Annotated in this window: 22 protein-coding genes, 1 other RNA gene and 1 pseudogene; 15 read left to right on the top strand and 9 right to left on the bottom strand. The window is 58.5% G+C overall.

Annotated features, from left to right (window positions below):
* From PMI16_RS08235 to PMI16_RS08215, 5 genes are all read left to right on the top strand, one after another.
* On the top strand, positions 1-567 hold a 567-nt coding region (locus tag PMI16_RS08235), incomplete at its 5' end, for an aminotransferase-like domain-containing protein (protein WP_007878404.1).
* Positions 568-827: 260 nt separating this feature from the next.
* Positions 828-2,528, top strand: a complete 1,701-nt coding sequence (gene aspT, locus PMI16_RS08230) for an aspartate-alanine antiporter (protein ID WP_007878400.1) — start codon at positions 828-830, stop codon at positions 2,526-2,528.
* A gap of 34 nt (positions 2,529-2,562) precedes the next feature.
* Positions 2,563-4,251 carry an aspartate-alanine antiporter gene (gene aspT / locus PMI16_RS08225; RefSeq protein WP_007878396.1) on the top strand — a complete coding sequence of 563 codons (1,689 nt, stop codon included), beginning with the start codon at positions 2,563-2,565 and terminating at the stop codon, positions 4,249-4,251.
* 95 nt (positions 4,252-4,346) lie between these two features.
* Positions 4,347-5,993, top strand: a complete 1,647-nt coding sequence (locus PMI16_RS08220) for a bifunctional aspartate transaminase/aspartate 4-decarboxylase (protein ID WP_007878394.1) — start codon at positions 4,347-4,349, stop codon at positions 5,991-5,993.
* Positions 5,994-6,190: 197 nt separating this feature from the next.
* Positions 6,191-6,397, top strand: coding sequence for a hypothetical protein (locus tag PMI16_RS08215; protein WP_007878392.1), 207 nt, complete (start codon positions 6,191-6,193; stop codon positions 6,395-6,397).
* Between the two features lie 395 nt (positions 6,398-6,792).
* Here the strand turns inward: PMI16_RS08215 and ssrA are convergent.
* Positions 6,793-7,122, bottom strand: a transfer-messenger RNA (tmRNA) gene (gene ssrA, locus PMI16_RS25245).
* A 110-nt stretch (positions 7,123-7,232) separates the two neighbouring features.
* On the opposite strand from ssrA, the pseudogene PMI16_RS08210 reads away from it, so the two are divergent.
* Positions 7,233-7,475: pseudogene (locus PMI16_RS08210) on the top strand (helix-turn-helix domain-containing protein); the annotation flags it as partial.
* Between the two features lie 172 nt (positions 7,476-7,647).
* On the opposite strand, the gene PMI16_RS08205 reads toward PMI16_RS08210, so the two are convergent.
* From PMI16_RS08205 to PMI16_RS08185, 5 genes are all read right to left on the bottom strand, one after another.
* The gene (locus PMI16_RS08205; RefSeq protein WP_007878386.1) at positions 7,648-8,259 is read right to left on the bottom strand and encodes a YceI family protein; all 612 of its coding nucleotides are present in this window, start codon (positions 8,257-8,259) and stop codon (positions 7,648-7,650) included.
* A 189-nt stretch (positions 8,260-8,448) separates the two neighbouring features.
* Positions 8,449-9,381, bottom strand: a complete 933-nt coding sequence (locus PMI16_RS08200) for an alpha/beta fold hydrolase (protein ID WP_157212568.1) — start codon at positions 9,379-9,381, stop codon at positions 8,449-8,451.
* Positions 9,382-9,759: 378 nt separating this feature from the next.
* A complete protein-coding gene (locus tag PMI16_RS08195) occupies positions 9,760-10,677 on the bottom strand; it encodes a LysR family transcriptional regulator (RefSeq protein ID WP_007878381.1) in 918 nt (305 codons plus the stop codon).
* A gap of 352 nt (positions 10,678-11,029) precedes the next feature.
* On the bottom strand, positions 11,030-12,358 hold the full coding sequence (locus PMI16_RS08190) for an LLM class flavin-dependent oxidoreductase (protein ID WP_007878375.1): 1,329 nt from the start codon (positions 12,356-12,358) through the stop codon (positions 11,030-11,032).
* A 20-nt stretch (positions 12,359-12,378) separates the two neighbouring features.
* Positions 12,379-13,233, bottom strand: a complete 855-nt coding sequence (locus tag PMI16_RS08185; protein ID WP_157212566.1) for a transporter substrate-binding domain-containing protein — start codon at positions 13,231-13,233, stop codon at positions 12,379-12,381.
* A 278-nt stretch (positions 13,234-13,511) separates the two neighbouring features.
* Between PMI16_RS08185 and PMI16_RS25240 the strand changes: the two genes are divergently transcribed.
* Positions 13,512-13,988 (top strand): DUF4430 domain-containing protein, encoded by a 477-nt coding sequence (locus PMI16_RS25240; protein WP_007878373.1) that lies wholly within the window; start codon positions 13,512-13,514, stop codon positions 13,986-13,988.
* A gap of 69 nt (positions 13,989-14,057) precedes the next feature.
* Here PMI16_RS25240 and PMI16_RS08175 read toward each other — a convergent pair whose 3' ends face one another.
* A complete protein-coding gene (locus PMI16_RS08175) occupies positions 14,058-14,861 on the bottom strand; it encodes an IclR family transcriptional regulator (protein WP_007878372.1) in 804 nt (267 codons plus the stop codon).
* Positions 14,862-15,118: 257 nt separating this feature from the next.
* On the opposite strand from PMI16_RS08175, the gene PMI16_RS08170 reads away from it, so the two are divergent.
* The 8 genes from PMI16_RS08170 (at position 15,119) to PMI16_RS24965 (ending at position 23,533) form a co-directional block, all read left to right on the top strand.
* Positions 15,119-15,955 carry an ABC transporter substrate-binding protein gene (locus PMI16_RS08170; protein WP_007878371.1) on the top strand — a complete coding sequence of 279 codons (837 nt, stop codon included), beginning with the start codon at positions 15,119-15,121 and terminating at the stop codon, positions 15,953-15,955.
* 77 nt (positions 15,956-16,032) lie between these two features.
* The gene (locus tag PMI16_RS08165) at positions 16,033-16,731 is read left to right on the top strand and encodes an amino acid ABC transporter permease (protein WP_007878369.1); all 699 of its coding nucleotides are present in this window, start codon (positions 16,033-16,035) and stop codon (positions 16,729-16,731) included.
* Position 16,732: 1 nt separating this feature from the next.
* Positions 16,733-17,428: an amino acid ABC transporter permease gene (locus PMI16_RS08160; RefSeq protein WP_007878368.1), complete on the top strand. Its 696-nt coding sequence runs from the start codon at positions 16,733-16,735 to the stop codon at positions 17,426-17,428.
* Positions 17,428-18,156, top strand: coding sequence for an amino acid ABC transporter ATP-binding protein (locus PMI16_RS08155; protein WP_007878367.1), 729 nt, complete (start codon positions 17,428-17,430; stop codon positions 18,154-18,156). Before PMI16_RS08160 ends, PMI16_RS08155 begins: the two co-directional genes overlap by 1 nt.
* Before the next feature lie 146 nt (positions 18,157-18,302).
* A complete protein-coding gene (locus PMI16_RS08150; RefSeq protein WP_007878365.1) occupies positions 18,303-19,505 on the top strand; it encodes a pyridoxal phosphate-dependent aminotransferase in 1,203 nt (400 codons plus the stop codon).
* A 112-nt stretch (positions 19,506-19,617) separates the two neighbouring features.
* Positions 19,618-20,316 (top strand): RraA family protein, encoded by a 699-nt coding sequence (locus PMI16_RS08145; RefSeq protein ID WP_007878363.1) that lies wholly within the window; start codon positions 19,618-19,620, stop codon positions 20,314-20,316.
* Complete coding sequence (locus tag PMI16_RS08140; protein ID WP_007878362.1) at positions 20,309-21,385, top strand: amidohydrolase family protein; 1,077 nt, start codon at positions 20,309-20,311, stop codon at positions 21,383-21,385. Before PMI16_RS08145 ends, PMI16_RS08140 begins: the two co-directional genes overlap by 8 nt.
* Before the next feature lie 189 nt (positions 21,386-21,574).
* Positions 21,575-23,533, top strand: coding sequence for an ankyrin repeat domain-containing protein (locus PMI16_RS24965; RefSeq protein WP_007878361.1), 1,959 nt, complete (start codon positions 21,575-21,577; stop codon positions 23,531-23,533).
* Between the two features lie 170 nt (positions 23,534-23,703).
* Here the strand turns inward: PMI16_RS24965 and PMI16_RS26410 are convergent, their stop codons facing one another.
* Positions 23,704-24,330, bottom strand: a complete 627-nt coding sequence (locus PMI16_RS26410; protein WP_007878360.1) for an eCIS core domain-containing protein — start codon at positions 24,328-24,330, stop codon at positions 23,704-23,706.
* Positions 24,331-25,214: 884 nt separating this feature from the next.
* A partial coding sequence (locus PMI16_RS08115; RefSeq protein WP_007878359.1) for a methyl-accepting chemotaxis protein occupies positions 25,215-26,426 on the bottom strand: 1,212 nt, incomplete at its 5' end.

The following is a 26,426-nucleotide window of genomic DNA, read 5'->3' as shown; positions in this document are numbered from 1 at the left end:
GAGTTCCGTTACGGCGGCCGGCCGCTGGCGTCGCTGCAGGGCATGGACACGCACAACCGGGTGCTCTACATGGGCACCTTCAGCAAGATCATGTTTCCCGGTTTGCGCATCGGTTTTCTGGTCGTGCCGGAAGCCTTGTCCGCCGCCTTCGGCACCGGCATGGCGGAACTCTATCGATCTGGCCAAGTGTTCCTGCAGGCGACGCTGGCCGATTTCATGACGGAAGGCCACTTCTCATCGCACATCCGCAAGATGCGCGTGCTTTACGCCGAACGATTGCGCTTGCTGCAACAAGCCATCCAGCGCAACTTCGGCGACCAGATGCATATCACCGGCGGCGAGGCCGGCCTCCATCTCACCGTGTCGCTGCCGCCGGAGTGCAACGACAAACTCGTATGTGAGGACGCGCGCAAAGAGGGCATCATCGTGCGGCCGCTGTCGACCTATTACATGTCGCCGAAAACGGCGCGTAGTGGGCTATTGCTTGGATACGCCAGCGTGCCGGATGAGGCTATCGGCCCTGCTTTCGACAAGCTGGCAAAAGTGATTCGCAAACACGTCTCGTAAATTGACAGCAAAAATCTAGAATTCCGTGATGCTCCGTATGACGCATCCAACATTGATCCAGCGCATTGACGACGGTCTTTTTATCGCGCATCCTAGCGGCTCCCTATAGCCATGCGGCAATATTCATCGGATGACGAAGGAGTTCATTCGACAATAACGATTTTCTGCCCTAGCAAAAACGAGTACCTCATCGTAAAAGCATCGATACCGGGTTCGACTGAACCGGTGTCGCGTGATTAAAACCTTGTTATGGGTCGTCTATGCTCAATGCTGTTGCCGCTCTGTTGACGGCAATTCCGGAAGTCGCTTTATTTGCGGCACTGGCCATCGGTTATGGCCTGGGGCAAATCCGATTCGGTCCGATTCAACTGGGCGGCGTGTGCGGCACGCTCATTGCCGCGCTGGCGATCGGCCAGCTAGGCGTGGTGCTCGACGCGCATGTCAAAACCGTTTTCTTCGGGTTGTTCATCTTTGCGCTCGGCTTTGCCGGCGGCCCACAATTTTTCGCCAACCTGAATGCAAAGGGAATGCGTCTTGGCGCCTTCTGCCTGGTCGAAGTCGTCGTCGTGCTCGGCATGGTGCTGGCGGCGACTTACGTCCTGCAGCTCGATCAGGGCACGGCCGCAGGTCTGATGGCGGGTGCTGCAACCGAGTCGGCCGTGGTCGGCACCGCCACCGATGCGATCTCCAAACTCGCGCTGCCGGCGGCGCAGGTCGCGCAGTTGCAGGCCAACGTCGTCACGGCCTATTCCATCACCTACATCTTTGGACTGATTACCATCGTCATTGCAACAAGCCAGGTTTTCCCACTGCTGTTGCGCGTCGACATGCGCACCGAGGCGAAACAACTCTGGGCGGAAATGGGCGGCGGCAATGACGAAGGGGAGAACGCGATCATCGCCGTTCCCCATCTGGTCGGACGGATCTACCGCATCGGCGCGGGCGGAGGAAAAAGCATTGCAAACATCAACGCCCGGCTCGGCAAACAGGCCGGCATCGTGCGCTTGCGCCGACAAGGAAAGGATATCGCGGCCAGTCCGGAACTGCTGCTCGAACCGGGCGACGACGTGCTCGTCGTCGGCCATCGCAACAGCCTGATCGACGCCGATGCCTTGCTCGGCGAAGAACTGGCCAATGCCGCCGGACTGAACACAGGCCTGCATACGCAAGACGTTGTGATCCGCAACAAGGACTTGCGCGGACGTTTGCTGCACGAGCTGGCATCCGGTTTGCCGCCGAATCTGTATGTCGGCGCGATTCGTCGCGGCGATCAGCAATTGCCGGTGCTGCCCGACGTCCAGCTGCAGCTCAACGACATCGTCCGTCTGTACGCCATTGCACCGACGCATACGACGGCATTTGCCAATGTCCTCCAGCAGATCGGCAAACCGCTTCCTGAAAACCGCCGCAGCAACATCGGCGTGCTGGCGCTGGGGATCTTGCTGGGTATCTTCATCGGCGGACTGGGCGTGCGCGTCGGCGGCATTCCGTTTTCGGCAGGAACCGGCGGCGGCGCCTTGCTGACGGGGCTGGCGCTCGGATGGTATGCGGCAAAACGTCCGGATCTTCCGACCATCAACAACGATGCCCTGATCCTGCTCAAGGACATCGGCCTGACGACCTTCATCGCTTGCGTCGGCTTGCAGGCCGGCCCGCAAGCGCTGACGCTGATCGCTCAGTACGGCGTCACGTTGCCGCTGATCGGCGTCGCCATTGCGCTCGGGCCTGCGCTGGTGTCGATGTTGATCGGCCGTTTCGTTTTCAAGCTGAGCACGCCGGTCTTGCTGGGCGCGATCGCCGGGCAGCAATGCAGTACGCCGGCATTGAGCGCGATTCAGAATGCCGCCGGCAACTCCACGCCCTTGCTCGGCTACACCATTACCTATGCAATTTCCAATGTCGTGCTGCCGCTGATGGGACCGCTGATCGTCGGTCTGGCAGGGTTGATGATCCGGCATTGATGCCGGCCAATTTTAGTACTGAAAGGTGGTAATCATGGAATGGCTGCACCAGTTGTTCGCCCGATCTCCCGAGATCGCATTGTTCTTGTCGCTGGCAGTGGGTTACTACGTCGGGAAAATCCAGTTCGGCAAATTCCAGCTCGGCGGCGTCGCCGGTTCGCTGCTGGTGGCCGTGCTGGTCAGCCAGGTCGGCGTGAGCGTCGATCCCGGCGTGAAGTCGGTGCTGTTTGCGCTCTTCATCTATGCCGTCGGCTATGAGAGCGGCCCGCAATTCTTCAACTCGCTGGGCAGGCAATCGATACGTGAAATCATCCTCGCCGCCGTACTGGCCATCACCGGGCTGGCGACGGTGGTCATCATGGCGAAACTGTTCGGTCTCGACAAGGGACTGGCAGCCGGTGTCGCCGCCGGCGGCCTGACCCAATCGGCCATCATCGGCACTGCCGGCGACGCCATCACCAAGCTGGGACTGGCGGCCGATGAGGTCAAACGCCTGCAGGGCAACGTCGCCGTCGGCTATGCCGTGACCTATGTGTTCGGTTCGTTCGGCGCGATCCTCGTGTGCGTCAATGTGTTGCCCAAGCTGATGGGGCGCAGCATCAAGGAAGACGCGGTGCGCGCCGAAGCCGCCATGCAGGAGGGCGTGCAAGTGCTCGCACCCGGCCAGCAAGTCGCGGCGCCGGACCTGGTCGGGCGGATCTATCAGATCGGCGACCATGCCGACCTCACCATCGGGCAACTGGAGAATGAGCACGCCGCCCACGGCATCACCATCGAACGCCTGAAGCGCGCCGGCAAGATCATCGAAGTCGCTCCCGATCTGCAACTGGAACCGGGCGACGTCGTGCTTGCCGTCGGTCGCAGGCAGGCGATGGTCGACGTCGTGCCGATCTTCAGCAAGGAACTGTATGGCGTCGAAGGCATGGAGCTGACCATGGAACGCCGCGACATCGTGCTCTCCAACAAGGAATATCACAACCGCACGGTCGGCGACATCCGTGCCAATACCTCGCTGCAGGTGCGCCACGGCATCTACGTCGTGCAGCTCATGCGCATGGGCAAGGTGCTGCCGATGCAGGAAAAAACCGTCGTCCAGGTCGGCGACGTGGTCTCGGTGTTCGGCTCCGGGCAAGACCTCAAACGCGTCTCGTCGCTGATCGGTTACGTCATCGTACCCAGCGCCAAAACCGACTTCGTTTACCTCGGCGCCGGTCTCGTGGTGGGCTTGCTGGTCGGTTTGCTGACGGCGCGCATCGGTTCGATTCCCCTGACGCTCGGCAGCGGCGGCGGGGCGCTGCTGTCCGGTTTGCTGTTCGGCTGGTTGCGCGCCAAGCGTCAGACCTTCGGTGCCATGCCCAGCGGCGCGGTGCAGATCCTCAAGGATCTGGGCCTGGCCGGCTTTGTGGTGGTGGTCGGTTTGTCGTCCGGCTTGCAGGCGGTGCAAACCGTCAAGGAGCAGGGGCTCACTTTGTTCGGCGTCGGCGTGGTCGTCACCGTGCTGCCGCTGATCCTGACCATGCTGATCGGCCGCTACGTCCTGCGCTATGACAACACGGCAGTGTTTGCCGGCGCGCTGAGCGGCTCGCGCAGCGCCAATCCGGCCTTCGGCGAAGTGCTCGACAAGGCCGAGAACGCCATCCCGACGGTTCCCTTCGCCATCACCTATGCGTTGGCCAACGTCTTCCTGACCTTGCTGGGGCCGCTGATCGTGGCGCTGGTGTAGAAGATCCGGTTTTTCATTCTGTTTGTATTTGTATTTGTATTTGTTTTTTTCTGCCGCTGGCACAGGGCGTCGTTTTCAAAAAAAGGAGCAGCACCATGGATTTTAGCGACCCAGAAAAACTTTCCCTGTTGAGCCCGTTCGAACTCAAAGACGCGCTGATACAGACCGCGCTCCAGAGCAACAAACTCATGCTCAACGCCGGCCGCGGCAATCCCAACTTCCTTGCCACCACGCCGCGCCACGGCTTCTTCCAGTTCGGCCTGTTCGCCATGACGGAGGCCGAGCGCTCCTATGTCTACATGGATGGCGTCGGCGGTTTTCCCAAGCGCGACGGCATCGAGGCGCGCTTCGAACTGTTCGCCAAGCACCACGCCGGCGTACCCGGCATCCGCTTCATCGAAGCCGCCGTGTCCTACGTGCGCGACCAGCTCGGCATGTCGGCGGGCGACTTCATCTATGAAATGTGCGAAGCCATCCTCGGCTGCAACTATCCCGTGCCGGACCGCATGCTGCGCATGACCGAGCGCATCGTCGGCAATTACCTGCACAAGGAAATGATCGGCACGCATCCCTTCGTCGGCCATTTCGACATGTATGCCGTGGAGGGCGGCACGGCGGCGATGACCTATCTGTTCGGCAGCCTCAAGGCCAATCACGTCATCAAGGAAGGCGACACCATCGCGCTGGGCATGCCGATCTTCACGCCCTATATCGAGATCCCGCACCTGTCCGAATTCAACCTGGTCGAGCTGGTCATCGACGCGCCGCAATCCAACAACTGGCAATACACCAAGAAGGAACTCGACAAGCTGCTCGATCCCAAGGTCAAGGCCTTCTTCCTGGTCAACCCGAGCAATCCGCCCTCGGTCAAGATCGACGACAAGACGCTGGCCTACATCGCCGAGATCGTCAAAAAGCGTCCGGACCTGATCATCCTCACCGATGACGTCTACGCCACCTTCGCCGATAACTTCACCTCGCTGTTCGCGATCTGCCCGTACAACACCATCCTGGTGTATTCCTTCTCCAAGTACTTCGGCGCCACCGGCTGGCGCATGGGCGTGGTCGCCACGCACAAGCACAACGTCATCGACGAACTGATCGCCAGGCTGCCGGAGAAAACCGCCCTCCAGCTCGACGAACGCTACAGCTCCATCACCACCGCGCCGCGCACGATCAAATTCATCGATCGCCTGGTCGCCGACAGCCGTACCGTCGCGCTCAACCACACGGCAGGCCTGTCGACGCCGGTGCAGGCGCAGATGAGCCTGTTCTCGCTGTTTTCGCTGATGGACGAAGCGGGCAACTACAAGGCGGAAATGAAGCGCATCGTCCTGCGCCGCAAGGAAGCCCTGTACCGCGAACTCGGCCTGCCCATGCCGTATGACGCCAACTCGGTGCGCTACTACCATCTGCTTGACATGGAGTTGCTGGCCGCGCAAATGCACGGCGAAGCGTTTTCCAAATGGCTGCTCAAGCGCCTGAAACCCAACGAAGCCCTGTTCCGCCTGGCCGAAGAAACCGGTGTCATTTTGTTGCCGGGCAGAGGCTTCGGCGCCACCCATCCATCCGGCCGCGTCTCGCTGGCCAACCTCAACGAATACGACTACGCCAACATCGGCCGCGCGATCAGGAAGATGGCGTCGGAGTATTTTGCGTTGTTCGAGAAAGAGAAGGGTGGAGGGAAGGGGAAGAGCGTAAAAGTCGTCAAAAGCGCCAAGGTGGTGAAGGCCGGGAAGTAAGGGCGGTTTGCAGGCACTTCCGCGTTGCGGGAGCCCGGTTGGTGCCGGGCTTCTTGCCGGCAACATGTCATGGACACAGGACTCCAGGCAGTGACGAGCGGCGCGCTGTATTATGCAAAAAGGGCGGTCGAATCTGAGCGCCCTTGCAGCATGCGTGCCACTATTCAGCTAGTCAGTGATGAAACGGAGAAGGCAAAGTGAATGACAAACGCGTAACGCCGGTTAGCCCGATTGCATCCGTCGATGCGGTGGAACCGACCAGTTTCAGAAAGACCTATTTCGAACAGCTGCATTACTGGCGGGAGATGTCCGGGCAATATGCGCAGAAGCGCAAGGCCAGGGAGGCCGGGATGACATATAAAGAAGTCTTGTCGGCGGCAAAAACGGCGAAGGAACGCTCTTAGCCGCAACCAAGGGAGTTGTTCGCCGGGGGCTTGAAACAGGCTATGGCTTGCTTGGCAAGGCCTTCGAAAAGTATCGGTCGGGAAAGCTCCCGAACAGTTGCTGCGCATCGTATCGGGGAACTCTGGGCAACGCGTGTGCTGCATGTTGCGTGTGGCGGGCCTGCTCCTGGTTATTGAGCTGAGGATCAGACTGAGGCACGGGGAGTTGCTGCGGATGCAGGATGTCTCGTGGGGATTCCATGATTAAAAATAGGCATTCTGAAAAGATGGGTCATGAATTGATCAGGCATTTCCTTGTGTAAGTGCACCCACTCTACAGGGTGCGCCCTCTACGGTTGCCGACTACGGGAACGTCCGAAATTCCCACTTGCGCACGGCATTTCTCTCGCTGCAAACGACAGAGTTGGTCCGGCCGTTCTGTTCCCAAGCCTTCTTTCGAAGGGGCCGGTTCCTCGGCTTATCGGTTCTTAAGTTCCGTAAGCAATATATTGCGGTTGATTTGCAATTATGGATTTGCGCTATTTGCGTCAGACGCCTGACGTGGTGTATCTCCGGTTACTGGTCGCCCTGTCGAAACCTGTTCACCCCCTTCAGATGTAGGCGCATCCGGGAGGCTCCGACATGTGGTGGAGGTGGGGGGAATCGAACCCCCGTCCAAAACGATTTTTTCCTTCGGGTCCGCGATCATGTCGCACACACCAATACTGTTTATATGTTGAGCGGTCGGGCGGAGTTCCATGCGGCCACACCGCGGAACGTCGCTGATATGCCATGAATTTCCGGATGCAATTGAATCTTGCCGCCAGAGCGGATTCTCCGGCGGCAAGATCGTTACGCCGCCGATGCATTAGCGACCAGCAAACGGTCCTTGACGCGACGCCTGAACGCGGTGCTTGGCAAAACGCCCGTCGAGTACATCCAGGATCTGCGCGTGGAGCGCGCCGTTCATTTGCTCAAGACCAGCAAGCTCATCGTTGATCGTATTGCCGGGCAGGTCGGATATGCGGACGGCGTCACGTTGCAGACCTTGCTGAGGCGGCGGATAGGCAAGGGAGTGCGCGAGCTGCGGGGAGCATAAGTCGCCGTGGCTACTCCCCGGCGCACCGTCAATCAGGCAAAACTTCCCACGATTTCTTGACATCCTTGAAGGGCAAGGATCGTTTGCGGAAAATCGATACGGTGCTGCTCGCCAGCTTTTTTAAAGCTGCAAAAAAATTCGGGTAAGGATCACGGCTGAGCCGGGAGGAGGCTTAATCCGCCTTCACACCTTCAACCTGAATCTGCAAACGGGTGAGTGTCTTGAAACCCAAGTTGACGCCCCACGTCACGCCGTAGTCGGCACGGTCAAATTGTGCACTGGCGTTCGCACCGCACACTTCTTTCTTGATCAAAGGGTTGACGAAGCACTTGAATGAATCAATCTTCAAGGTCAGCGATTTGGTTACCCCATGAAAGGTAAAATCGCCCAAGACTTCGACCGGCGTATCTCCATCGAAACGGACCGAATTGCCTTTGAATGTCGCGCTCGGATATTTGCCGGCATCAAGGAAATCGGCGGACTTTATCTTGGTGTCGAGTGGCGCATTTCCAGTGTCGATCGACTCGGCGTCAATCGACACGTCGACTGCGCCAGTCTTCGCAGCGACGTCAAGCGTCACGACTCCGCTGCTTCGGGTAAATTTGCCGCGCCACACCGAAATGCCGCCAAAATGGTCAGCTTCAAAGCTGGGGTAGGTATGCCTGGGGTCAAGGTTATAAGTCGTCGGGACCGCAAGGGCCGAGCCGGCGATCAGGGCCAGAACGCCAGCTGCAATCAAGTGTTTGTTGAACGAGGCGGCGGATCGTAACGTAGGAAAGCGCATGATGACTCCTTTAATAACAAGTAGTAAAACCGTAGTGCCTCAACGTTTTCCGTAGAAGAGGAAACTGATCTGGAGAATTCTCCATCGTTCCGTTTTTTTGACAACGGAAGTAGTTGAAGCGACACGGTATGGTGAAAATGTGCAGAAGGACGAGTGCTCGTTTTCGAGCCGCCACGATGGCGAACCAGCTCAGTTCGGGTCAAGGAACGATTGCACCGCCTTCACAGTCGCGGCGGGAGCCTCTTCCATCAGCCAGTGGCCGGCGTCGGGAATAATCACTTCCGTCACATTGGTCGCGGCGTTGCGCATCTGCTCAGCCTGGCTGGCGCCGAAGGACTTCTCGCCACCCACGGCCAGAACCGGCATGGTGAGCTTGGTCTTCACAAACTCCGCATTGTCCACGGTATCCTTCCGGATGGACTGGAACTGTGCAAAACCAGCCTTCATGGCCCCCGGGCGAGCATACAGCTTCGCATAGTGGGTGCGCGTCCCTTCATCAAGCTTGGCGGGGTTACCGGCAAAGTCATTCCAGAAGCGGTCCAGGTAGATGCGCTCCCGGCCTTGGACCAGCCGCAGTACGTCTTTGCCGCCGAAGTCAAAGTGCCAAAGCACTGGCAGACGAACGATCTGCTCCCAAGGCGGGATGCCTGGTACAGGACCATCCATCACCACCAATTTCGCGGTCTTGTCGGGATAGCTGGCTGCATATGCATAGGCAACCATTGTGCCGATGTCGTGGCTCACGATGTCCGCTTTGTCGATACCCAGCTTGTCCAGGATGGCGCGGATGTCGCTTGCCTGCGTTTTTTTGTCATAGCCGCCTTCGGGCTTGGAAGATAGACCCATGCCGCGCAGGTCTGGCACCACAACCCGGTGGCCTTTGGCCAGCGCAACCGCCAGCGGTGTCCACATGTCGCCGGTATCGCCGAAACCGTGGATTAGCACTACGGCAGGACCGCGGCCTCCGACACGAACATAAAACTTTACGCCATCAACGTTGATCATATCGGTCTTGAAGCTCGCCGGATAAGGAATGGGCTGAGCCGACGCTGGCACGGCGACGGTCAGTGCGGTAACAGCAAACAGGCTCGCGCAGACGGCGTGTTTGAATGTGTTGAACATGATGGGACTTACCAGCGCGTCAAGGATATTGCAACTGCGCGCCAGGAAAGCCTGTATGACACCCGATCTGGCGCCCTGTGAACTCCTGGTGACGACGATGGTTTTTTGCTGCTGGGTCATGGTGAACTCCCAAAAGAGTGGTTTCAGTGAAATCAGGTTTTGCATCAAGTTCCGATGCGGTGGACTTTACTTCCGCCATTGAGACGGATAAAGGCCACTTCCAGATTTACTGTTATTACATGGGGTAATCAATTGAACGGACATTCTTCAATGCTCCTACCTTGCAACAGGCGCGCATGCAGAGTCCGGACTGGCGGTGGCAAGGGGGAGAGGGCTGATGCAAGCTCGCCGACGGTCAGAGCCGTTGCGCGCTGCTGCTTAATGCGGATCCAGCTTTTCGATCAGGAAGTCAACAAAGGTGCGAACCCGCAGCGACAAATGGCGTGCATGTGGATACAGCAGGAGGAAGGGGCGCGATGTGCCGCCATGTTGTGGCAGCAGTTCGACCAGATCGCCACGCGCCAGATCTTGTTCTACGATGAAGCGATATATCTGGACCAGTCCGGCGCTGCTGCGTGCCAGAGTCGCGATGCCCATTGCATCGTCGGAGCAGCAATAGCTGCTGGGCGTGACGACATCGATGACTTCCTGATCGTTGATGTGGAATGGCCAGGCGATTTTACGCCCGGTACTGGGTAGCTCGAATTGTATGCAGTCGTGTTGCTGCAAGTCCTCCAGCGTTTGCGGTACGCCAGCGCGTTTCAAGTAAGCTGGTGTGGCGACCAGCACCAGCTCGGCATCTTCAAGCTTGCGGGCGATCAGGCTGGAATCGGGAGGCGAGCGTCCGCGGATGGCCAAGTCATAGCCCTCGTCGGCAAAATCAACGTTGCGATTGCTCAGGTGGGTCTCGACCTGGACCTCCGGATAGCGCGCACGAAACTCTGGCAGAAGCGGCAGCACGCGATAGTGGCCGTAAGGCGTCGGCATGCTGATGCGCAGCACCCCGGATGGCGCACTCTGTCCGCCGGTGATTTCGTGTTCGGCGTCGACCAACTGGTCCAAAGCTTGCCGACACTGGTTGAAATATACCTGTCCAGCGTCGGTCAGACGGATTTGTCGTGTCGTCCGTACAAACAGGCGGACCCCCAGACGTTCCTCCAGCCGCAAGATTGAGCGGCTCACAGCTGCCGGCGTCACTCCGGCAGCATTTGCTGCGGACGTGAAGTTGCCATGTTCGGCAGCCAAACAAAACAGTTCGATGCTGCCTAGCAGGACGTTGTGGAAGTTGCGTTTCATGCCGGATTCGCTACCTGATGTATCAACTTAATTGCTGGAAGGTGTGTTTATTTTCCTCGGAGCGGCAAGTATAGTCGATCAACATGCCTGGCCCCGTCCATCATGTTGAACCGCCAGCAAGTATGCTGTCAGCAAATCATGCGACATTTCCCCATCGTTATTCCCGGAGGTGAATCAATGCGACAACGTATTCGCTTGTTCTTGTCGATTGGCATTCTCTGCCTGTTTTTTTATGGAGGAGGCGGAATAGGCAAAAGAACAGGCCAGGGCCAGGCGGCAAATCAGAAACGCTGATGTCCGATATATCGCCCTTGGAAAATGAAAAGCACCGTTCACATCGGCGACTCTTCTGTTATGCGTATCGATTCGGCGGCGGCGCCAGATCCAGATGATCACGCAGCGTGCGGCCTTGATATTCCGTACGGAACAAGCCGCGCCGTTGCAGTTCCGGCACCACCAGATCAACAAAATCATCAAGTCCCGCAGGAAAGTAGGGCGGCATGATGTTAAAGCCGTCCGCCGCTTCGCCATGGAACCATTCCTCCAGTGCGTCGGCAATCTGCTGCGGCGTGCCGCAGACGATGCGGTGACCGCGCGCGCCCGCGACCACGTGGTAAAGCTGGCGCAGCGTGAGATTGTCACGGCGCGCCAGATCGGTGAGCAGCTTGGCGCGGCTTTTGTTCTGATTCGACTCGGGCAGTGGCGGTAAGGGCCCATCCAGGGGATAGCCGGAAATGTCGTGTCCCAGCCGGTCCGACAACAACGACAAGGCGCCAGGCGAAAGATCGCCGGCAGTATCGACCCAGCTCTGCAACTGCGCGTACTTGTCCTGAGCCTCTTGCTCGCTGCCGCCGATGACGGGGAAGATGCCCGGCATCACATGCAGCTGCGCATGTGTACGGCCGTACTTGCCCAGACGGGACTTCAGATCGCGGTAGAACTCCTGGGCCGACTCGAGCGTCTGTTGTGCGGTAAACACGACTTCTGCCGTGCGTGCGGCCAGTTCCTGGCCCTCGTTGGAGGAGCCTGCCTGTATCAGTACGGGATGTCCCTGGGGGGCGCGCGAGACATTGAGCGGGCCCTTGATGGAAAAGAACTGCCCCCGATGATTGAGCGCATGGACTTTGGCCGGGTCAAAATACATGCCGGCAGCCTTGTCGCGCACCACCGCATCGCCTTCCCAGCTGTCCCACAGACCTTTGACCACGTCAACGAATTCACCCGCCATGGCATAGCGCTGATCATGTTCAGGATGATTGCCTCGCGTGAAATTGGCGGCCGACTTGTCATAGGAGGTGGTGACCACATTCCAGGCGGCGCGGCCCTTGCTCAAGTGGTCCAGCGAGCCGAATACCCGCGCGATATGAAAGGGCTCGCTGTAGGTGGTCGAAGCCGTGGCGGCCAGGCCGATATGGCTGGTGCTCATGGCCAGCGCCGAAAGCAGGCACAAGGGTTCGATGCGCATGGCAAAAGACGGATGCGCATCGGGGCCGCTGGTGAGGCCATCGGCCAGGAACACCATGTCGAACTTGCCGCGTTCCGCGGTGTGGGCGGCTTGCTGCAACAAGGCGATGTTTTCGCTTCCGGAGTCGGCGTCGGGATGGCGCCAGCCGGCGATATGGTGTCCTGCGCCTTGCAGGAACAGGCCCAGACGCATCTGGCGTATTGTCGCGGTAGTCATGTGCGTTTTGCCGGCGTTGTCTAAGGTGCGGTGGCCTTGAATTTTTCGTGCAGATTCAATAGCGTGCGTGAAGGAGGCATGTCGTGTTTGTTGCCTTCGGCAATCAGGAAACCGCTGCGATGCCAGTCCTGGACAATTTTGTCGAGTGCCGCCACGACATTGTTTTCACCCTTGCGCACCCAGATCACGGACGGCGAAGGAATCAGTTGCTCGGGCATGGGAGATTCGTAATCCCGCCATTGAGCAGCATCATTGCGCAGGCGCGCCTGGATGCCGGGGGTGACGTGCACGGAAGCGACGCAATTGCCGCCGCGCAGCGCCAGCAAGGCTTCCGGCATGCCTTTAAAGCCCTTGGCCTGGGCGCCATATTGCTCGACCAGGGGCTTGGTGTAGTTGCTGCCTTGAGATACGCAGACCGGTTTGCCGCGCAGATCGCTCCAGTTCTTGATGCCGCTGTCTTTGCGCACCATGGCCGAACCGCCGATTTCTTCAAAGGGCGTCGGTACGTAGCTGAGAATTTCGCTGCGCTCCTTGGTGTATTGCATGCTGGCGATGAGGGCATCGACTTTGCCTTGCTGCAGAAATTGTACGCGCGTGGAGGGTTCGACCACCACGGTTTCCAGGCGCACGCCCAAATGCCGGGCCAGGCTTTCCGCCAGTTCCACGCTGTAACCAACGGGTTTCCTGGTCTGCGGATCGATCGAACCGTAGGTGCCGTCGAGCAGAACGCCCACCGTGATTTTGCCGCGTTCGCGGATCTTGTCCAACGTGGCGTCGGCATGCGCCGCAAGGCTGATCGGCAAGGTCAGCGCGGCAAACATGACATTGCAGAGGTAGTTGCGACGAGCCATGAAAACGGAGGTGAATGTTGACATCGCCCAGACTATAGAGATCGCGCGCCATGGCGAAAACGAATAAAACCGTATATGAATATGCGATCTTCCATGCCGGCGCCGGGATCTGGATCGGGATTCACACGAAAGCGTCAATGCGACCTCGTTGAAAGGATGAAAGACTACCCATAAGAATGGTATTTTTCCGATAAAGTCGACGCGCGATTCTGATTCCTGCGGGGTGTTCCTCAACCGGCGAATGGCAAGCAATGTCGTTGGATTGCAGGATCGCAATATCAACTTAATCGGAGAAAAGAATTATGAAAATATCCAGGTCCGTACATTTTGCCGCACTGGTTGCCCTGATCGGTGTGGGCGTTTCCGTCACTGGCGCGAGCGTTGCCGCCGACCAAAAAGAGCAGGGCGTTCAATTGTCCTGTGCCGGGCAGTCTTGTATTCAGTTAGGTGTTCGCCAACCTCAAGGCGGCGGCACCTGGACGCTCTACTATTACACGGCATCGGCCAATAGCATCACAGTCGAGCGCGCCATGCAGCAGGCGCTCACGCCGTCTGGAACAGCGTTGTCTTACACGGCGACTTATTTTCATAATCCGGCCGGATATGCCGCCATGTTGATCAATGGCACTCCTGCCACGACCAATGGCAATTTCGGCAGCACTTATTGGGCCTTATGCGTCAACGGCAAAGCGGCAGATTTGGGAATGAGTGCGCAGACCGTCAAAAACGGCGATAAGGTTCTGTGGACTTACACGGCGTATCCGCCGAACTGCAGCTAATCCCATATAAAAAGCCCCTCGCGGGGCTTTTGTTTTTTAAGCAGGGTATCTTGGAAAAGGATTCTGATTTCAGGCGCCGGCCGGAGGCGGATTCCGTTCCGGGTACAGCGCAAGTTCATCGAAGATCTCGCTATTCGGATTGACATAGGCGCCTTGTGCGCCCAGTCGCGCCGACAAGTCCTGCGCCGCCGTCAGCAGGCTGGCGCGGATCATCTCGCTGTTGGAGGGATCGAAGCGCTGCGACAGGCCGAATATCGTCAGCGACCCGAGGAAGGCATTGCCGGCGCCGAACACCGGCACCGCCATCGATGACGACAGCGGATTGTTGATGCCGGTCGAAATGCAGACATAACGGCCGGCTGATTTTGCATGGTTGTCCGGCACCGAAAAGAAACGCAGCACTTGCGAACTGGAGGTCTGATCGATGGCAAACAGCGAACCGGTCTTGACGGTCGCCTTCACCGACTGTCCCGATTCCACGGCGTACAGGCACAGACGTTTGTCTTGCTGCCTGATATAAAAGCAAGCGCTTTCACCGGTATCCTTCACGATCTTTTCGAGCGAGGGCAGGATGAAGTCGGCGTATCTGAATTTCTCCTCGAAGGCCTTGCCCAGCTGAAACGCGCGTGGTCCCAACTGATACGAACTATCCTGCATCTGTACTACATAGCCATGCTTCACGAAGGACAGCATGTAACGGCAGATGACACTCTTGAACAGACCGGTCCGGTCTTCCAGTTCAGTCAGACTCAGCGAGCCAGGCGCATCGATAAAGGAGCTCAGGATGGCCAGACTGCGTTCGGCGCCGAGGACGATGCGATCCGGCGCGACTTCTTTTTCCGTCTTTTTTATAGCTGCTTTCTCTTTTTTCATAAATCGATATCGAATGTCGAATAAGCCGAGCGTACCATTTTTCAGGCGCGAGTGCGGCGCACCAAAAGATCTGCAAGCCTGGTCATTTTTGCACTTTCAAGTCGCATGCGACGCCTCTTCATGGTGATTTTGCACCGCATTGAGACATCGCGTAAGCATATGAAAATAAAAGGGAAATTATCCTTGTTTAAAAATCATAATGACATTATGATTTATTTCATGCAGTATTCGATGGTTCGAAAACGAAAGGATGAAAAATGACTTTGGGGTTCAACATGAAGAAGCACCTGGGATTGGCTGCGGCCATTCTTTCCTGCGCAGTTTGCTCGTCGGCGTATGCCGATCGTCTGGCGGATATCAAGGCGCGCGGCGTCCTGATCTGCGCCACGCTGACCAGCAGCGAACCTCTGGGTTTTTCCGATCCTGAAACACGCCAGGTCGTTGGTTTCGACGTCGACATGTGCGGCGCCGTGGCCAAGGAACTGGGCGTCAAGCTGGAACACAAGGGCGTGTCGGTTGAAGCGCGTATTCCCGAACTGACGCTGGGTCGGGTCGATCTGGTTTCAGCGGCGCTTGGCTACACCAAAGAGCGCGCCCAGCAGATCGATTTCACCTCGGCCCACTATCAGACGCCGATCAAGCTGATTGCGCACAGCGATGGCGGTTTCACCAAGACCGACGATCTGGCAGAAAAGCGCATCAGCGCCAACAAGGGCTCGACACCTGAACTGTATGCGCGTCGCGCTTTCCCGAAGGCCACCATCCTGACCTTCCAGGACACGCCGGCCGCCTTCCTGGCGCTGGCGCAGAACAAGGTGCAGGGTCTGGCGCTGGCGCAGCCGTCGGGTGTGCGCTTCGTCAATGAGTCGGGCGGCAAGTACAAGTTCCTGGACGGCAGCCTGGCATGGGAGCCGACCGCCCTGGGCGTGAAGAAGGATGAGCCGGCGCTGCTGAAGGCTGTCAATGACGCGCTGGACAGGATGGAAAAAGCGGGCCAGATCGATGCGCTGTGGACCAAGTGGTTCGGTCCCAAGACCAAGTTCAACATCGTCCGCGAAAAGAAACTGACCCCGATCTCGGCCTTCCAGTCCTGATCTGCGCAGTCTGAAGAGACGAGCAGGGCGCATCCGCGTCCTCCTCTTCATCGCTTATCTGTGCGAAAGGGACTTACATGCTCAATCTGGATTTTGGTGTCGTGCTGCATGGCCAATACCTGAACTGGCTGATCAACGGCGCCTTGACGACGGTCTCGCTGTTCGCGGCGGCCTGGATCGCGGCCTTTGTGTTGGCGATCATGCTGGTGGCGCTGCGCGCGCTGGAACTGCGCCCGCTCGAATTCATCATCGCCGCTTATGTCAATTACCATCGCAACGTTCCCGGCCTGGTGCAGATTTTCGTCTGGTACTTCGGCGTTCCGGAATTATTGCCATCCTCGATTACCGATTTCATCAACGAACACAACGGCGAATTCATCTTTGCCCTGATCGCGCTCTCGCTCAATGCGGCGGCCTACATGTCGGAAGACTTGCGCAGCGGCCTGCGCTCGGTCGCGAGCACCCAGATGGAAGCGGCGCGCGCGCTGGGCCTGAACTATGCCCAGGCGATGCGCGACGTGCTGTTGCCGCAAGCCATTCGCATCTCGGTACCGCCGCTGATCAATCAGTCGCTGAGCCTGTTCAAGTCCACCAGCCTGGCGATGGCCATCGGCGTGGCTGAAATGACTTACGCCAGCCGCCAGATCGAAAACGAAACCTATCGCACCTTCGAAACCTTCGCATTGGCCTCGGGTTTCTATCTGCTGATGTCGTGGGGAATCATGGCGCTCGGCGCGTATTACAACGGCAGGCATCTGCAAGTGAAGGGGCGCTGACATGCTGGATATCCTCAAAACCTATGGCATGCAACTGCTGATCGGCGAATTTCCGCACGGTCCGCTGGGCGGCCTGTCGCTGACGCTGATTCTGGCGATCAGCGGCCTGATCTGTTCGTTCCCGCTGGCGGTCCTGTTCGGCATCGCCCGCACCAGCACCATTCGCTGGATTGCGCTGCCGGCCGCCGCTATCGTGCATACCCTGCGCGGGCTGCCGGTGCTGATGCTGATTTTCTGGGCCTATTTCATCGTGCCGCTGATGATCGGCAAGACCATCTCCGGCACCACCACGGTGATCTGCGCGCTGGTCGCTTACGAAACCGCCTTTCTCGGCGAAGTCATCAAGGCCGGCATCCAGGCGATCCCGGCCGGGCAGGTGGAGGCTTCTCGTTCGCTCGGCATGGGCTACTTCCGCACCTTGCGTGAAGTGGTGCTGCCGCAGGCGCTGTTCAACATGATCCCCAGCATCCTGAATCAGCTGATTTCGCTGATCAAGAACACCTCGCTGGCTTACATCATCAGCGTCAACGAACTGACCTATGCCGCCTATCAGGTCAATTCGCAGTTGCTGACCAAGCCGTTCCAGGTTTATTTCCTGCTCGCGCTGATCTACTTCGCCATCTGCTACAGCCTCAGCTCCCTGGTCGGGCTGGTGGAGGGCAGGATCAAGAACAAACGTCAATTTAGGACCGTGTGATGATTCGATTCAACAATGTGAACAAGTGGTACGGCGAGTATCACGCTCTGCGCAACATCAACGAAGAAATCAAGGGCGGCGAAGTGGTGATCGTGTGCGGACCTTCGGGTTCCGGCAAATCCACCCTGATCCGCACCATCAATCGCCTCGAGCCGATCAACGATGGCCAGATCTACGTCGACGGCAAGGATATCCATGGCAACGGGGTCGATATCAATCAGTTGCGCAGCCGCATCGGCTTCGTGTTCCAGTCCTTCAATCTGTTCCCGCACATGAGCGTGGTGCGCAATGTGATGCTGGCCACCATGCGCGTGCTCAAGCTGAACGACAAGCAGGCGCGCGACGCCGCCATGGTGCTGCTTGACAAGGTCGGACTGAGCAACAAGGCCGAGGCTTACCCCGGCCAATTGTCGGGCGGCCAGCAGCAGCGTGTGGCGATTGCCCGCGCGCTGGCCATGAAGCCGCCGGTGATGCTGTTCGATGAACCGACCAGCGCGCTCGATCCGGAAATGGTCGGCGAAGTGTTGCAAGTCATGAAGCAGCTCGCCGGCGAAGGCATGACCATGATTTGCGTCACGCACGAAATGGGCTTTGCCCGCGAAGTGGCGGATCGTCTGATCTTCATGGCCGACGGTGAAGTGCTGGAACGCGCCACTCCACAAGACTTCTTCGAGCGACCGCAACATCCGCGCGCGCAGAAATTCGTGGCCGATATCCGTCACGCCTGATGTCCCTGATTTATCCGGCACGCCAGACATTTTAAGAAAACAGTTTTCAATCACGCGCACGCGACGCAAACAAGACCTGCACCGCGGCAAAGAGCCGGCAATTGCGCGCAACGACATTTACAACGACATCATCTCGAGAATATTTCATGGCATTTCTTTCCGATTCGCTCGCTCGCGTCAAACCATCCGCCACCATCGCCGTCACTCAGAAGGCGCGTGACTTGAAGGCCGCCGGCCGCAACATCATCGCGCTGGCCTCCGGTCAACCCGACTTCGACACGCCCGACAACATCAAACGCGCCGCTTTCGACGCCATTACGCGCGGCGAAACCAAGTACACCGCCGTCGCCGGCATCACTGAGTTGCGCGAAGCCGTGGTCGGCAAGTTCAAGCGCGAGAACCAGCTCGACTACACCGTGGCGCAGACCATCGTCTCCAGCGGCGGCAAGCAAGTCATCGCCAATGCGCTGATGGCGACCGTCAATCCGGGCGACGAAGTGATCGTGCCGGCGCCATACTGGGTTTCGTATCCCGAGCTGGTAGCGCTGTGCGGCGGCAGCGTGGTGTTTGCCAATACCTCGCGCGCCAACAATTACAAGCTGACTGCGGCCGAACTGGAAGCCGCGATCACGCCGCGCACCAAGTGGCTGCTGTTCAATTCGCCATGCAATCCGACCGGCGCTGCTTACACCCGCGAAGAATTGCAATCGCTGGCGGCGGTGCTGGTGCGCAATCCGCACGTCTGGATTTTGAGCGACGACATCTACGAACATCTGACCTACGGCGACTTCAAGTTCGCCACGCCGGCGCAGATTGCGCCCGAGCTGTATGAGCGCACGCTGACGATGAATGGCGTTTCCAAGGCCTATGCCATGACCGGCTGGCGCATCGGCTATGCGGCCGGTCCGCTGCAACTGATCAAGGCCATGGAAAAGGTGCAGGGCCAGACGACCTCGGGGGCCAGCTCGGTGTCGCAATGGGCCGCGGTGGAAGCGCTGACCGGCCCGCAGGATTATCTGGACATGAGCCGCAAGGTGTTCCAGGAACGCCGCGATCTGGTGGTCGGCATGCTCAACGATGCCCAAGGGCTGGATTGCCCGGTGCCGGATGGCGCGTTCTATGTGTTTCCATCGTGCCGGAACCTGATCGGCAAGCGCACCGAAAGCGGCGGCGTGATTCTGACTGACGAGGATTTCGTCTCGGCATTGCTGGAGGCGGAAGGCGTGGCGCTGGTGCATGGCAGCGCCTTCGGCCAAGGCCCCAATTTCCGCCTGTCGTATGCGGCGGCCACTGAAGAATTGCGTGAAGCCTGCACCCGCGTGCAGCGCTTCTGCTCGACGCTGCGCTAGACAGGCTCAAACGCACGGCAATCGAAATGGACGAAGCGGGGGCGCAGGGAATGGCAGGCAAGGCTTGCGCCTTCGATTTCGTCCTGACTTGAACAACAGACGGAGCAGCAACATGACAGCAGGATTCAGAATTCAGGAACGCCAGCGCAAGGTCAGCGCTGAGGATGTAAAACTTTTTGCCGAGATCCCGGTGGCCAACATCAGCGACTCGATGTCGCGCATGACTGCAGCCGGTCCGCGTCTGCGTCCGCTGCACATCGGCGGAAAACTGGCCGGCGCCGCGATCACCGTGAAATCCCGTCCGGGCGACAACCTCATGGTGCACAAGGCGCTCGATCTGGCCGAGCCGGGCGACATCGTGGTAGTCGATGCCGGCGGCGACATGAGCAATGCCATCATCGGCGAGCTGATGGTGGCGCATGCGATCCAGCGCGGTTTGGGCGGCATCGTGATCAACGGCGCAGTGCGTGATCTGGCGGCAATTCAGGCCGGGACATTCCCGGTGTTTGCCGCCGGCGTCACGCATCGCGGTCCTTACAAGGATGGTCCGGGTGAAATCAATGTGCCGATCGCCATCGATGGCATGGTGATTGCGCCGGGAGATCTGATGGTAGGCGACAGCGACGGTCTGCTGTGCGTGCCGTTCGACGATCTGCAGGCCGTGTATGCAGCGGCCAGGAAAAAGAACGACGCCGAAGCGGAGCAAATGGCAAATATCATTGCCGGCCGCAGCGATCGCAGCTGGGTCGATGCCTCGTTGCAAAGGCTCAATTGCCAGATCGTGACAGCGGTTCGCCCCGCCAATGGCTGATTCCAAAACAGCGGCGCCGGGCCATTCGCCGCATCTGCATGTGCGTGAAGAATGGCTGGCGCTGCACAGCGAAGAGGTGCTGGAGCCGCAGTTGCCCATTATCGACGCACATCATCATGTGTGGGATCGACCCACTGGCCGCTATCTGTTCGATGAACTGATGGCGGACGTGAATGCCGGCCACAACGTGGTTGCGACCATCTTCGTGCAGTGCCGTTCCATGTATCGAAAACACGGCCCGGATGTGTTGAAACCGATCGGCGAAGTGGAGTTCATCAATGGCCTTGCGGCGCAATCGGCCTCGGGACTGTATGGTGACGTACGCGCTTGCGCCGCCATCGTCGGCTGCGCCGATCTGATGCTGGGCGAGCAGGTAGCGCCGGTGCTGGAAAAACTATTGCAAGCCGGGGGCGGGCGCTTGCGCGGCATTCGCAATTCCACTGCCTGGCATGCCGACGAGCGCATTCGTTCCAACCCGATTCAACCGCCGCCGGGCATGTTGGCCGACGCGCGCTTTCGCGCCGGCGTGGCGCAATTGCCGCGGCATGGGCTGTCGCTCGACGTCTGGGCTTATCACACGCAACTTGACGAAGTGCTGGCGTTGGCGCAGGCCAATCCCGACCTCAGCCTCATCTTGAATCATGCCGGCGGACCGCTGGGCGCCGGTCCGTATATCGGGCAGCGTCTGCAAGTCATGCGCGTGTGGCAGGACGCGATGAGACAATTGTCCGTCTTGCCGAATGTGTATCTGAAGATCGGCGGCCTGGGCATGCCGGTCGGCGGCTGGGATTTTCATCGGCAGGACATGCCGCCTTCGTCGCAGCAACTGGCGCAAGCCTGGCAGCCGTACGTCGAATCTTGCATTGAATTGTTCGGTCCGCAGCGTTGCATGTTCGAAAGCAATTTCCCGGTGGACAAGGGCATGTTCAGCTATCTCAGCCTATGGAACGCATTCAAGCGATTGTCGGCGGCATATGCGCCGGCAGAGCGCACGGCATTGTTCAGCGGAACCGCAGCTCGCATCTATCGGATGGATGGGATGGATGCATTGATGCAGCCTGCTGGTTAGCTTCGGATTTTAAGCAGGCCGATTGCCGGCGCGGCGGCATTGGAGACGGTGCAAACCGCCTTCGCCGACTCCTTGATGGCGCGCAATTCATAGATGGAGGAAATGAGCGCGTTTTAGAGCGAAATATTTGGAACCGGAACCTTCGTCGTACCACTTACCGGCATCAGATCATCCCTCGGCCAGGCACACATGCTCATTCCACCGAACTCGTTGCATACTCTTCCACCTGCCGAACCGGTCGGGCAACCTGTCGTGCCGGTGACCATGCCAGATGCGCCGACGGTGCATCCACGTGCTGCGAGCCAGCCTTCGTACATCAGCTCGATGCAGGCGCGCCTGTTGTCAGACCTGCCGCCACCACCACTCAATACGCCACAGGAATACAATGAGGCCCGCAACCAGCTTGGCGTCATGCTCCGGGGCACGCAACCGATTGACGAAACACGATTTATCAGTTTGGCCAGGCAAGTGGGGCAGGAGGAGTTGAACAAACCGGATGCAACCGGTTTTACCCCGCTCAGTACCGCATTGCTCTACGATCGCAATGACTTGGCCGCCTTGCTGCGCCATCAGGGCGCCCGCCCGTCGGCCACGAATGAAGATGGCAGTACTGCCGGCCATATCGAGGCTGAGAAAAAAACCATGGACGTGCAATTCAAGGCTGCTCTGACTGCTTTTCAGCCGATCGAATTGCAGGGAGGATTCAAGACCAACTTTAATCGCATGATGAATGCGAAGCACATCGCCGGGGAAGACAGCCTTGGTAACGACTTGGCGTCGTACAGGCAGCAAACGCCGGCACAGCGTGCCGCGAATTACATGGTTGCATTGAGGATTTATAGCAAACTCGGCGCGACGATCGATGCATTCAATGAGCCATCACCAGGCAGCTACGGCCTTGATGTGCTGATCGCAAAACAGAAAGGAAATCCCGAGCTATATGGCATTCCATGCAATGAGATGCAATACAATTCCGTGCAAACTTTGGCCTCGCTCGGCCACAACATGCGTCTCAAGCGAATGATTGCAGCCGGCGGCAGCCTTGACGCTCAGGAGCCCAATCATGGCTGGACTGCGTTACATGCCGCCACCGCGGCGCCACCCGAGCGTATTGACGGTCAAAAAACCAACGAAGAGAACCTGCAGGAAGCCGCGCGCATCTTGGTCGAGTCGGGCGCCGATGTGCGCCTGCGCAGCAAGGAAGGCGATGAAGCGTTGCATGGCGCCGCTGCCTTTCGCGACTCCGTTACCACCAAGCTGTTGCTCGATGCCGGCGCTGATCCCAATGCGAAAAACAACAAAGGCGTCACGCCGATGCATCGCGCCGCCGCCACCGGCAACCTGGACGTGATCCGGATGCTGGTCGCGGCCGGCGGCAATATCGACACGCCTGACAACGACGGCAAGACGCCGCGCGACTGGGCAGGACTGGGCCGTACCTTGGTCACGCTTGGAGATAGCCTGCCGCGAGCAACCCGCGATGAAGTTTGCCGTGTCATCGATGAATTGCGTAACATCAGAAATACGGAAAACCCGGCCAGCTTGCAGGCTCTTGACGAAGTCAACTTGCCTAACACGGTGGCACCCTCCCTGGGTGACATCAAATTTAACGCCCTCCAACACGCGGCGACCGGCGGGGACGTTGACACACTCAGGAAGTTGATCGCACAGGGAGTGCCGCTGGAAACAAAACAACCGGACAAGGATTGGACGGCACTGCAATTAGTGCTCAATGCAGACACATTAGAGAACCTGCGGGAACGCAGCGCCGTCGTCAAGGACCTGGCTGAGGCCGGTGCAAACGTGAACCTGCGCGAAGAAAACGGCATGCATGTGATCCACCGGGCAGCCATGTTCTGCGCACCCGATGCCATCGCTGCCTTGGCCAAGGCAGGTGCAGACCTGAACGCGCGCAATGGTAAAGGCTACCTGCCACCGATCCTGGCTGCCGCAGTCGGCGAGCCCGAAACATTCCAGGCCTTGCTCGACCACGGCAGTCGCCTCGACGCAGCCGAGTTAAAAACGGCCGCCAAGTTCGCCGGCATGCTGCCAATTGAACATCCGGGCAGACAAGCCGTTTTGGACTTGATCGCTATTGAAGAAGCCAAGCTGGTTGTCGAGGTCGCTCCCGACCAAATAAACGCCTGACGTGAATCCGGCGTTAGACGCGGGTTCACGCCCAACTCATATCAGAACGTCTTGAAAATCATTTAAGTGGTTCGGACTAGAGCTTGTTTCGAAAGAAATCGGCCACCTCGGCCTCGATCCGGTGATGTGCAAGGCATGCCGGCATGGCGTTTTCAATCTGCATCCCGGCTTTAGCCCCGCACCGATTGACCGGCGCTCATTGCCTTGGCGCCCATCACGTCCGCTTCGTGTTCCAGGCCTTTGTCGTCGTTGATGGCGACGCCTGCCTTCATTTGCGCGGTCGGCTGGACTCTTCCTTGCGCCTGCTGCACCACGTGCCAGGCCTCATGCGGCAGATGCTGTTCCTGGCCGGAAGCGACGTGGATGTCGCTACCTTGCGCATAAGCATGGGCATTGAGTTGTGCCGGTTGCGAAGAGTTGTAGTGAACCTTGACATGGCCCATGTCCATGCCGGAAAGCGACTCGATGCCAGCCTTGAGTTGCGAGGGCAGGCCGCCGTCTCGTGCCGCATCGTCATGGACGGACGCCGCCGTCGAGGCCTCCTGCGCAGCCAACTGGTTTACTTTTTTGCCTTGCGCGACTGCTTTGGGATCTTCATCCTCTTTTTCTTCGGGTGCCCGCTGTATCAGACCTTGCGAATAGGATTGCAACTGATGCGCATCCGAGATTTCCTTCAGTTGCCGAAGACGCTGCGCTTCCGGCCGGTTATCCAGCAATTGCGCCGGTACGTTGCTTTGCGCGGTGTTGCGGCCGCTTTGACGGGATGGGGTTTCAAGCGTTTGCAGGGGGGCTTTCATTTTATCGACCTCGATAAGGATGAGCGGGATGCATTCTGAAAGTACATGGAAGTGCTTGTCATTTTAGATTGATTACCGAGAAGCCCCGGCGGGACGACGCTCAGAGTACTTTTCGCAAAATCAGCTCTGTCAGTAATTTGCGCATTGCCTTCTGCGCTTCCTGTTCAGGTTGCCATCGGTGGTCGCAGCCTCAATCGCATGCGCCAGTTCCAGGGTGTCGCTAATGCGCCGCGTTTGCCGTTCCGCCAGTCTTTGTCTCGGGGAATATGTCATGTGTTGGTCGCGATGGCAAGACAACATGAAAAAAACGGTTTGCGTCCGATTATCGGGTAATTCATGTCGTTGCGCCAGATCGTCGAGTTTCAGAGATCGCTTACGGCAGGCGACGCCGGACTGTATTCAGCTTATGTCGCGCCTCTGAAAGTGGTTATTTACGCTGCGGTCGAATTTAAACAGGGTAGATCGGGGGGATAATATTGGACGGAATTGCTCGTTTGCAATTTCGAAGCAGCATTATCATGTCGTGAATTTGTGAAAATCAAATGTCGTATCGTCATACGTCCGCCAGGCGACTATCGACCACACTGTGCATGAGCACCTTTCCATCGTGAAGACGCTACAGGAGATTGCGCGCCCGGCCGGTGCGGCGCCGCTCTTCGACTGCCCGCGATTCCAGCGCGCCAGCAGTTTTTCGAATGTGTTCACGTTGGACGCAGGGCGAACAGCACAAAGCATTCCGCCATGTCCGGACCATGCTCCGTTCGACAGCGCAATTGCCGATGACCACGGGGCCACGGCGGCGTTTCTTGCCTCGATGAGGGGGCCGGGAATGAACAACGGTTAGCCAAGGCATCAGACGCCAATCCGTTTTGGTATCGACCTTACTAATTGTGAGAAGCCGATAGAAGCTGTGGTGCGCGCAGCATACCCGTATACTCCGTGCTTCGCGGGATTCCTATAAGCGAGCTGGATTTCCCCGTATCGATGACCCTGAACACCGAAACAGCGTCCTTGAGCCTGGCAGCCTGTTCTTCGAGTGATAGCGCTGCAGCGGCTGCCTGCTCAACGAGCGCAGCATTTTGTTGCGTGACGGCGTCCATTTGGCCGACCGCCTGACTCACCTGTTCAATGCCGCGACTCTGCTCTTCGGAAGCGGTCGCAATCTCGCTGATGATATCGGAGACCTGCTTGATCGACTGCTTGACCTGCCCCATGGTCGCACCGACCTCGGTCGCCTGTTTCGAGCCGTCTTCGATCAGGGCCACGGACGAGCCGATGAGTTCCTTGATCTCCTTTGCGGCGGAGGCAGAACGTTGAGCCAGATTGCGGACTTCACTGGCGACCACGGCAAAACCTCGCCCTTGTTCACCCGCGCGTGCGGCTTCCACGGCGGCGTTGAGTGCCAGGATATTCGTCTGGAAGGCGATGCCTTCGATCACTCCGGTGATTTCTGAAATCTTGGTCGAGCTGGCACTGATCTTTTCAATCGTCCCCACCATGCCTTGCACGACCTCGTCGCCTGTGTCTGCCATGTCGGTGGCATGGGTTGCCAGCGTATTGGCCTGACGTGCATTGTCGGCGTTCTGTTTTACGGTTTCCGTTAATTGCGTCATGCTGGAAGCGGTTTCTTCAAGCGACGATGCCTGTTGCTCCGTGCGGGCGGAGAGATCGGTATTGCCGCTGGCAATTTCACGCGAAGCCACCGTGACCGATTCGGTGGAGGCCTTGATGCCGCGCACGGTATGGCTGAGTTGCCGATCCATTGTCTTCAGTGATTCAAGAAGCTGGCCGAACTCGTCGCGTGAATCGACAGCGACCTGATTGTCCAGTTTGCCGTTTGCGATATGGTTCGCGATATCAACGGCCTTGTTGAGCGGCTTCAAGATCGCACGCAGCAGGTATGCGGAGGCGCCGATGGCGATAATGACGCCTGCGCCAAGAAGACCAATTGCTCCCCAGAGAATAGCCCTGAACGTCGATTCGCTGTCTTCCATGAATTGCTTCGCCCTAGCCAGGTGGAGAGCAGATCCTTCATTCAGCGCGGCTCTTATAAGAAGGGAGGGCTTGGCAGCCTTGTCGGCCGCCGATACGGCGGG

The organism is Herbaspirillum sp. CF444 (assembly GCF_000282135.1).
In the GTDB taxonomy this organism is placed as follows: Bacteria; Pseudomonadota; Gammaproteobacteria; order Burkholderiales; family Burkholderiaceae_D; genus Herbaspirillum.
This window is presented reverse-complemented; position numbering and strand designations above follow the sequence as displayed.

Excerpts from the sequence above, each read along its gene's own strand:
- aspT (WP_007878400.1), top strand. The coding sequence starts at position 828 with ATGCTCAATGCTGTTGCCGCTCTGTTGACGGCAATTCCGGAAGTCGCT.
- aspT (WP_007878396.1), top strand. The coding sequence starts at position 2,563 with ATGGAATGGCTGCACCAGTTGTTCGCCCGATCTCCCGAGATCGCATTG.
- PMI16_RS08220 (WP_007878394.1), top strand. The coding sequence starts at position 4,347 with ATGGATTTTAGCGACCCAGAAAAACTTTCCCTGTTGAGCCCGTTCGAA.
- PMI16_RS08205 (WP_007878386.1), bottom strand. The coding sequence starts at position 8,259 with ATGCGCTTTCCTACGTTACGATCCGCCGCCTCGTTCAACAAACACTTG.
- PMI16_RS08200 (WP_157212568.1), bottom strand. The coding sequence starts at position 9,381 with ATGTTCAACACATTCAAACACGCCGTCTGCGCGAGCCTGTTTGCTGTT.
- PMI16_RS08195 (WP_007878381.1), bottom strand. The coding sequence starts at position 10,677 with ATGAAACGCAACTTCCACAACGTCCTGCTAGGCAGCATCGAACTGTTT.
- PMI16_RS08190 (WP_007878375.1), bottom strand. The coding sequence starts at position 12,358 with ATGACTACCGCGACAATACGCCAGATGCGTCTGGGCCTGTTCCTGCAA.
- PMI16_RS08185 (WP_157212566.1), bottom strand. The coding sequence starts at position 13,233 with ATGTCAACATTCACCTCCGTTTTCATGGCTCGTCGCAACTACCTCTGC.
- PMI16_RS25240 (WP_007878373.1), top strand. The coding sequence starts at position 13,512 with ATGAAAATATCCAGGTCCGTACATTTTGCCGCACTGGTTGCCCTGATC.
- PMI16_RS08175 (WP_007878372.1), bottom strand. The coding sequence starts at position 14,861 with ATGAAAAAAGAGAAAGCAGCTATAAAAAAGACGGAAAAAGAAGTCGCG.
- PMI16_RS08170 (WP_007878371.1), top strand. The coding sequence starts at position 15,119 with ATGACTTTGGGGTTCAACATGAAGAAGCACCTGGGATTGGCTGCGGCC.
- PMI16_RS08165 (WP_007878369.1), top strand. The coding sequence starts at position 16,033 with ATGCTCAATCTGGATTTTGGTGTCGTGCTGCATGGCCAATACCTGAAC.
- PMI16_RS08160 (WP_007878368.1), top strand. The coding sequence starts at position 16,733 with ATGCTGGATATCCTCAAAACCTATGGCATGCAACTGCTGATCGGCGAA.
- PMI16_RS08155 (WP_007878367.1), top strand. The coding sequence starts at position 17,428 with ATGATTCGATTCAACAATGTGAACAAGTGGTACGGCGAGTATCACGCT.
- PMI16_RS08150 (WP_007878365.1), top strand. The coding sequence starts at position 18,303 with ATGGCATTTCTTTCCGATTCGCTCGCTCGCGTCAAACCATCCGCCACC.
- PMI16_RS08145 (WP_007878363.1), top strand. The coding sequence starts at position 19,618 with ATGACAGCAGGATTCAGAATTCAGGAACGCCAGCGCAAGGTCAGCGCT.
- PMI16_RS08140 (WP_007878362.1), top strand. The coding sequence starts at position 20,309 with ATGGCTGATTCCAAAACAGCGGCGCCGGGCCATTCGCCGCATCTGCAT.
- PMI16_RS24965 (WP_007878361.1), top strand. The coding sequence starts at position 21,575 with ATGCTCATTCCACCGAACTCGTTGCATACTCTTCCACCTGCCGAACCG.
- PMI16_RS26410 (WP_007878360.1), bottom strand. The coding sequence starts at position 24,330 with ATGAAAGCCCCCCTGCAAACGCTTGAAACCCCATCCCGTCAAAGCGGC.